The 7613-nt window shown below is 65.4% G+C and carries 6 protein-coding genes; 5 read left to right on the top strand and 1 reads right to left on the bottom strand.

Annotation, left to right across the window (positions count from 1 at the left end):
* Positions 1 to 242: 242 nt before the first annotated feature.
* On the bottom strand, positions 243 to 881 hold the full coding sequence (locus V6M61_RS20975; RefSeq protein WP_332778548.1) for a 5-formyltetrahydrofolate cyclo-ligase: 639 nt from the start codon (positions 879 to 881) through the stop codon (positions 243 to 245).
* Between the two features lie 10 nt (positions 882 to 891).
* Between V6M61_RS20975 and V6M61_RS20970 the strand changes: the two genes are divergently transcribed.
* The 5 genes from V6M61_RS20970 (at position 892) to V6M61_RS20950 (ending at position 7509) form a co-directional block, all read left to right on the top strand.
* A complete protein-coding gene (locus V6M61_RS20970; RefSeq protein WP_332778547.1) occupies positions 892 to 2943 on the top strand; it encodes a lytic transglycosylase domain-containing protein in 2052 nt (683 codons plus the stop codon).
* A gap of 386 nt (positions 2944 to 3329) precedes the next feature.
* Entirely contained in the window at positions 3330 to 4340 is a 1011-nt protein-coding gene (locus V6M61_RS20965; protein ID WP_332778546.1) for a PLP-dependent cysteine synthase family protein, read from the top strand.
* Positions 4341 to 4369: 29 nt separating this feature from the next.
* On the top strand, positions 4370 to 5515 hold the full coding sequence (locus V6M61_RS20960) for a cystathionine gamma-synthase (protein WP_332778545.1): 1146 nt from the start codon (positions 4370 to 4372) through the stop codon (positions 5513 to 5515).
* 291 nt (positions 5516 to 5806) lie between these two features.
* Positions 5807 to 6391, top strand: a complete 585-nt coding sequence (locus V6M61_RS20955) for a YdeI/OmpD-associated family protein (RefSeq protein ID WP_332778544.1) — start codon at positions 5807 to 5809, stop codon at positions 6389 to 6391.
* A 155-nt stretch (positions 6392 to 6546) separates the two neighbouring features.
* On the top strand, positions 6547 to 7509 hold the full coding sequence (locus V6M61_RS20950) for a complex I NDUFA9 subunit family protein (protein ID WP_332778543.1): 963 nt from the start codon (positions 6547 to 6549) through the stop codon (positions 7507 to 7509).
* Positions 7510 to 7613 lie beyond the last annotated feature (104 nt).

Genomic DNA, 7613 nt, shown 5'->3' with positions numbered 1-7613 from the left:
AGCTTCAGGCGGATCAAGGGCCGCGCGTGTTTGAGCGCAGCGAGTTTGCGCGGACCCCGCCTGAAGCGAGCACCGCAGGGTGCCCGTAGCGCAGCGAAGGGTCGCAGACAGTAGGGTCGCCTTCTCTTTGCTTACTTTCTCTTGGCGAAGCAAGAGAAAGTGAGTCGCCCGCCGGGGCGAGACCCGGCCTGGTCGTGAAAGCAATCAGCGGCAATTCACGAAACAACCTCGATAACACCAACTCACACCGGCCAAACCACCCCGTTGTCATTGAGGATGGCATCCAGCGCAATGTCATGCGCCTCAGGCTCCAGATCAGGCAGCCAGCCGTGGGTGTAACCCAGGCCCACCGTCACGGGCCGGGGCTGCAGCGTCGCCAGCGTGCGGTCGTAAAAGCCGCCGCCGTAACCCAGCCGGTAGCCACCCGGCCCGTAGCCGACGCAGGGCACAAACAGCAGCGTGGGCACGATAACCTCGGTGTCTTTGGGCTTGGGAATGCCGTAGGCGTCTTCTTCCATCGGGCAGCCGGGATACCAGGCATGAAAGGTCAGGGTCTTGTGCTGCTTGTTGACCACCGGCAAACCAATCTTGCGGGGCAAGCGGCTTGCTATGCTTTCCGTAGCTATCTGCGCAGTATCCAAGCCGTCTTCAGCTGAGTTTTCTTTGGAAATATCGCCCAGCATGGCGTCCTCTTGCCAGCGGTACAGCGCGGGCAGCGGATCAAACTCGCCCTTGATCGGCCAGTAGGCCCCGATCACCGTGTCGCTGCGGCCCACCAGCCAGATGCGCATCACGCGTTGCAGCAGGTCGGCGCGCTGCAGGCGGTCGGGCAGATTCAGGCGTTCTTCGATCAGCGCTTTGCGGGTGCTTAATTTGTCCATAATGTCCCCGATGCTATCCAAATTTACTTTCAATGCCCTCGGCGCCCTGATCGCCGGCGCCCTGATCGCGCCCGCTGCAGCCCAGACCGCCAATGGCGACGGCCTCCTGCTGGAGATGAACCAGGCCTACAAGCGCGGCGACAAACGCAAGCTCACGCTACTGCTGCCGCAGGCCAAGGGCCATGCGCTCGAACCCTGGGCCGCTTACTGGGAACTCAAGGCCAGGCTGGACGATGCCAGCACCCAGGAGGTGCAGGATTTTCTGGCCCGCTACGCCGGCACCTACCAGGAAGACCGCCTGCGCAACGACTGGCTGCTGCTGCTGGGCCAGCGCCGCGACTGGAGCACTTTTGCCGCGGAACACCCCCTCTACCGCATGGGTGACGACCGCGAGGTGCACTGCTACGCCGTGCTGGTCGAGTACCTCAAAACCGGGCCTGCGGCCACCGCCCAGCCGGCGGCAGAAGTCAGGAAAAACTGGCACAGCCAGCGCGATGCCGACGACGGCTGCACCCTCGCTGCCAGCCAGCTGTTCGAGGCCAAGGCCCTCACGCCGCTGGACGTGTGGCGCAAGGCCCGCCTGGCCACCGAGGCCAACCGCCCGCGCGCCGCGCGCGATGCCGTGGAGATCGTCTCGCCCGACTCGCTGCCGCTGCTGGCCGCGCTGAACAACGCACCGACGAAATTTTTGACCAGCAAATCCCTGGCCATCACCAAAACGCGCAAGGAGCTGATCGTGCTGGCCCTGGTCAAGCTGGCCAGCACCGATGCCGATGGTGCCGCCATCCTGCTCGAAGCCAAATGGGGCGCCCAGCTCAACGCCGAGGAGCGCAACTGGGTCTGGGGCGTGATTGGCAAGCAGGCCGCCGGCCGCCTGAGCGCCGAGGCGGCGGACTACTTTGCCAACGTCACCAAAGACACCGACCTGACCGACGACATGCTGGGCTGGAAAGCCCGCGCCGCCCTGCGTGCCGGCAGCCAGCCGCGCTGGCCGCAGGTGCTGGCGGCCATCAACGCCATGAGCGACGAAGCGCGCAAAGACCCGACCTGGACCTACTGGAAAGGCCGGGCCCTGCTGGCCACCGCGCCCCCCAATCCCATCGTCTCGGCGGCCCCGGGCTCGGGGCCCGCTTCGACCATCGCGATCACCCCGCAGCGTGCCGAAGCCCTGGCGCTCATGCAGTCGATTGCCTCGGTGCGTGGCTTTTACGAGCAGCTCGCGCTCGAAGAACTGGGCCAGAAAATCACCCTGCCGCCCAAGCCCGCAGCGCTGAGCGCCGAGGAAAAGGAAGCCGCCCGCCTCAACCCCGGCCTGAACCGCGCGGCCTACGCCATCGGGCTGGGCTTGCGCAGCGAAGGCGTGCGCGAGTGGAACTACAGCACCAACCTCGTCAAGCGCGGCGGCATGACAGACCGCGAACTGCTGGCTGCCGCGCAGTTTGCCTGCGACCGGCACATCTGGGACCGCTGCATCAACACCAGCGAGCGCACCAAAAACGAATTCGACCTGGAGCAGCGCTTTCCCACGCCGTTTCGCGACACCGTCGTCAAACGCAGCCGCGAGATCAACCTCGACCCGGCCTACGTCTACGGCCTGATCCGCCAGGAAAGCCGCTTCATCATGGACGCCCGCTCGGGCGTGGGCGCCTCCGGCCTGATGCAGGTCATGCCCGCCACCGCCCGCTGGACCGCCCGCAAGATCGGCCTGCAAGGCTTCACCGCAGACCAGCTCAACGACACGGGCACCAACATCACGATAGGCACCGCCTACCTCAAGCTGGCGCTGGACGACTTCGACGGCTCCATGCCCCTGGCCGCAGCCGCCTACAACGCCGGCCCCAACCGCCCGCGCAGCTGGCGCAACGGTCCGGTGCTCGAAGCCGCCATCTGGGCCGAGAACGTGCCCTTCACCGAAACCCGCGACTACGTGAAGAAAGTGCTGTCCAACACCACCAACTACGCCGCCCTGTTGACCGGGCAGCCGCAGTCGCTGAAGGCGCGCTTGGGGACCGTGGGGCCCAGGGACGCAAGTCAGCCTGAGGTGAGTAAGGATTTGCCGTAGTTTGTGGCCACTCGCAGTGGGAACAAGCCGGGGGTGGCCCGGCGGCCAGTAACTTTTCTTTGCTTCAGCGAAGCAAGAGAAAGTGAGTCGCCCGCCGGGGCGAGTCCCGGCCTGGTCCGACAAGAGACACGGCTTCGACAAGCTCAGCCCAAACGGCAGTGAAGCAAATTCGCTATAAATTCAATAGCTATTCACGCACACCCCATAAGGGCCAGAACAATAAATCACATCAAGTCCATCGGACAAAGACAACAATCCACCCCCATCGCCTCCCGCTTCACGAACTGGCGTGGAACGAGTAAAGTGGACGCCCGGCTTGCGAAGTAGCGGCCTTTCCTCTTTCGCTGCCGGGCTCATGCATGTCACAACACGCAAAAGGAGCTGCCATGAAATATGAAAGCATCCTGGACGCGATCGGCCACACGCCGCTGGTGCGCCTGAACCAGCTCACCCGGCAACTGCCCTGCGCGGTCTACGCCAAGCTGGAGTACCTGAACCCGGGCGGTTCGGTGAAAGACCGCATCGGCATGTACATGGTCCAGCAGGCCGAGCGGCGCGGCGAGATCGGCCCCGGCGCCACCATCGTGGAATGCACCTCCGGCAACACCGGCATGGGCCTGGCGCTGTTTGCCGCCGGGCGCGGCTACAAGACGGTGTTCACCATTGCCGACAAGCAGTCCAAGGAAAAGATCGACATGCTGCGGGCGATGGGCGCCGAGGTCATCGTCTGCCCCACCGACGTGCCGCCCGACGACCCGCGCGGCTACATCCAGGTGGCGCAGCAATTGGCGCAGGACATCCCCGGCGCCTTCCTGTGCAACCAGTACGACAACCCGGACAACACGCTGGCGCACTACGCAAGCACCGGCCCCGAGATCTGGGACGACACCAGGGGCATGGTTACCCATTTCGTCTGCGGCATGGGCACTTGCGGCACCATCAGCGGCACCGGCCGCTACCTCAAGGAGCGAAATGCCATGGTCCAGGTGATAGGCGTCGATCCGCAAGGCTCGATCTTTTACGACCTGTTCCACCGCGGGGTGGAGGTAGGGCCGCACGTCTACCGACTCGAAGGCATAGGCGAAGACTTCATCCCCAAGGCGCTGGACTGGGCCGTCATCGACGACGTGATCCAGGTCAGCGACCAGGACAGTTTCCTGATGGCACGGCGCCTGGCCCGCGCCGAGGGCCTGTTCGCCGGCGGTTCCTCGGGCGCCGCGATACTGGCCGCGCTGCAGGTGGCGCAAACGCTGGGCCCGAACGACCTGATGGTGGTGCTGCTGCCCGACGGCGGTCGCCAATACCTGGGCAAGCTCTACAACGACGACTGGATGCGGGGCAACGGCTACCTGGATGCCCCACCCGACCCACCACCGCCGGCCGCGGGCCACCCGTAGCCAGGCTTTTGCTTTTAGCGAGGCACGCCATGCGCTTTTCCACCCAAGCCATTCACGCCGGCCAGCCGGCGGACCCGACCACCGGCGCCATCATGACGCCGGTGTACCTGAGCTCGACCTTCGTGCAGGAAGCGCCCGGGCGCCACAGGGGCTACGACTACGGGCGCACCGCCAACCCCACGCGCAGCGCGCTGGAGGCGAACCTGGCGGCGCTGGAGGACGGGGCCTGGGGTCTGGCCTTCGCCAGCGGCCTGGCGGCGGAGTCCACCGTGCTGCAGTCGCTCAGCAGCGGCGACCATGTGGTGTGCGGGCAGGACCTGTATGGCGGGACCTACCGGCTGATGACGCGCGTGTTCGAGCGCTTCGGCATCCAGAGCAGCTTTGTCGATGCGACCTCGCTGGACGCGGTCCAGGCCGCGCTGCGTCCGCAAACCAGGCTGATCTGGCTGGAGACCCCGAGCAACCCGCTGCTCACCGTGTGCGACATCGCCGCCATCTCCCAGATCGCGCACCAGCACAAGGCCAGGCTCGCGGTCGACAACACTTTCGCCTCGCCCTACCTGCAGCAGCCGCTGCGCCTCGGCGCGGACATCGTCATCCACAGCACCACCAAGTACCTGGGCGGCCACTCGGACGTGATCGGCGGCGCCCTGGTGGTCAAGGATGAAGCGCTGTACCAGGAGCTCAAGTTCCTGCAAAACGCGGTGGGCGCGGTGCCGGGTCCGCTGGACTGCTTCCTCGTGCTGCGCGGCATCAAGACCCTGCCGGTGCGCATGCGCCAGCATTGCGACAATGCGCTGCAACTGGCACGCCACCTGGCCGCCCACCCCGAGGTCAGGCAGCTCGCCTATCCCGGCCTGGAGTCCAGCCCCCACCACGCACTCGCCCGCCGGCAGATGCGCGCCTACGGCGGCATGATCTCGCTCGAACTCCAAGGCGGGGTGGAGCGCAACATCCGCTTCACGACCCAGACGAAGCTGTTCGCGCTGGCCGAGAGCCTGGGTGGCGTCGAGTCCCTGGTTGGCCTGCCCACGGTGATGACGCACGCCTCGATTCCGCCCGCGCAGCGCCAGCAAGCGGGATTGCCCGACGCACTGGTGCGCCTGTCGGTCGGCCTGGAAGACATCGAAGACCTGATCGAAGACGTGGACCGGGCGATCGAGGCATCGAAATAAGGATTTGCCGTAGTTTGCGGCCCTCGCAGTGGGGGCAGGCCGCAATCAAAAATCCGCTACCAATTCAATAGCTATCCATGTGCATCCAACGCGGACCAAAGCCATAAATCACATCAACACCATCGGGCAAAAACAACAGTCCGCACCACCCCTCTATCGCCTCACCCGAAACCAAGCTAAATTCACCCAGACAAGCGCCCACTATCACCGCCACCCAACGCCGGGACCCCGAATGAAAGAGCTGTACGTGACTGCCCCGCACGGCAACCTGCTCAAGTTTGGCGAGCAGGCGTGAAAACGCCTGCGGCCGAACTGCCGGTACTGCTGTTCAAGCAGCCCAGGGACTGGGCCCGCTGGCTCGATGCGCACCATGCCGGGGGCATGGGCGTGTGGCTGCAGATTGCCAAAAAAGACGCCGGGCTGCGCTCCGTGACTTACCCCGAAGCGCTGGAGCTGGCCCTGTGCTACGGCTGGATTGATGGCCAGAAGAAAAGCCATGACGCGAGCAGCTGGCTGCAAAAATTCACCCCGCGCGGGGCCAAAAGCATCTGGTCGCAAATCAACCGCGGCAAAGCGCTGGCGCTGATGGACAGCGGCCAGATGAAGCCCGCCGGGCTGCGCGAAGTCGAGCGCGCCCGTGAGGACGGGCGCTGGGACGCCGCCTACGAACCGCAGCGCACGGCCGGCATGCCCGAGGACCTGGCTGCGGCGCTCCAAGCCACGCCGCGCGCCGGGGCCTTTTTTGCCGAACTCGATTCGCGCAACCGCTATGCGGTGCTGTTCAGGCTGCAGACCGCCAAAAAATCCGAAACACGTGCCAGGCGCCTGGCGCAGTTTGTCGACATGCTGGCGCGGCAGGAAAAGTTTTACCCCTGATCCGATCGCAGGGAGCAGCAGGGAGCAGCAGGGAGCAGCAGGATTTAGCTATCGATTTGATAGCTGTCGGCGGAATATTTACAAGGGATGCAAGCCCAATTTATTCACAAAAAAATTTCACCCACACCGGCCCCAAACGCGCTAAATTCAAGCTTATGAAAAAGGTCCTCATCCTCGGGGGTACTGGTTTTGTCGGCACCCATGTGTGCGAAAAGCTGGCCCGGCTGCAGTGCCCTGTGACCGTAGCCACGCGCCGGCTGGACCATGCCAGGCACCTGATGCTGCTGCCGCTGCTGGACGTGGTCGAAGTCGATGTGAACAAGCTGGTCTCGCTGGCGCCGCTGCTGGACGGGCACGACGCGGTGGTCAATCTGGTGGCCCGGCTGCACGGCAACGAAGACACCTTTGACCAGACCCATGTGCAACTGCTGCTCAAACTGGTGCGCGACTGCGAGGCCGCTGACGTGCGGCGCATCGTGCACATCAGCGCGCTGGGCGCCGACCTGAACGCGCCGTCGATGTACCAGCGCAGCAAGGCGCGCGGCGAGGCCGTGCTGCTGGCCTCGGGGCTGGATGTGACGGTGCTGCGCCCCAGCGTGATGTTCGGGGCGGAAGACAAATTCCTCAACACCTTTGCGCGGCTGCAGCGGCGGTTTCCCGTCATTCCGCTGGCGTGCAGCGGGGCGCGCTTTCAGCCGGTCTGGGTGGAAGACGTGGCCAGCGCCGTGGTGCGCTGCCTGCAGGACAGCAGCACGGTGGACCAGGTCTATGAAGCCTGCGGCCCGGAGGTGTTCACGCTCGAGCAGCTGGTACGGCTGGCCGGCCAGTACAGCGGCGTCAATAAAGGCCGGGGCCGCCCCGTGATCCGGCTGCCTATGGCGCTGGGCAAGCTGCAGGCGCTGCTGATGGAGCTGGCCCCGGGCGAGCCCCTGATGAGCCGCGACAACCTGGACTCGATGCAGGTCGACAACGTGGCCAGCGACCCCCTGAGCGGCTTGCCCGGGCTGCAGGCGCTGGGCATCCGGCCATCGGCCCTGCGCGCGCAGGCCCCCACCTACCTGGGCATGCGCGGGCCGCGCAGCACGCTGCCGGGCATGCGCCGGGCGGCCAGGCGCTAATATCGCCCCCACGCTCGTCACTTCGTGTACTTCGCTGCCCCCCGAGGGGGCTGTTTCGGCTTGGGGCGGCCCTACGCCGAAACGTATCGCCCCCACGCTCGTCA

Source organism: Polaromonas sp. (assembly GCF_036676035.1).
Classification (GTDB): Bacteria; Pseudomonadota; Gammaproteobacteria; order Burkholderiales; family Burkholderiaceae_C; genus Polaromonas.
This window is presented reverse-complemented; position numbering and strand designations above follow the sequence as displayed.

Bases quoted from the DNA above. Each gene is read 5' to 3' on its own strand.
- V6M61_RS20960 (WP_332778545.1), top strand. From the start codon at position 4,370: ATGCGCTTTTCCACCCAAGCCATTCACGCCGGCCAGCCGGCGGACCCG.
- V6M61_RS20965 (WP_332778546.1), top strand. From the start codon at position 3,330: ATGAAATATGAAAGCATCCTGGACGCGATCGGCCACACGCCGCTGGTG.
- V6M61_RS20970 (WP_332778547.1), top strand. From the start codon at position 892: ATGCTATCCAAATTTACTTTCAATGCCCTCGGCGCCCTGATCGCCGGC.
- V6M61_RS20950 (WP_332778543.1), top strand. From the start codon at position 6,547: ATGAAAAAGGTCCTCATCCTCGGGGGTACTGGTTTTGTCGGCACCCAT.
- V6M61_RS20975 (WP_332778548.1), bottom strand. From the start codon at position 881: ATGGACAAATTAAGCACCCGCAAAGCGCTGATCGAAGAACGCCTGAAT.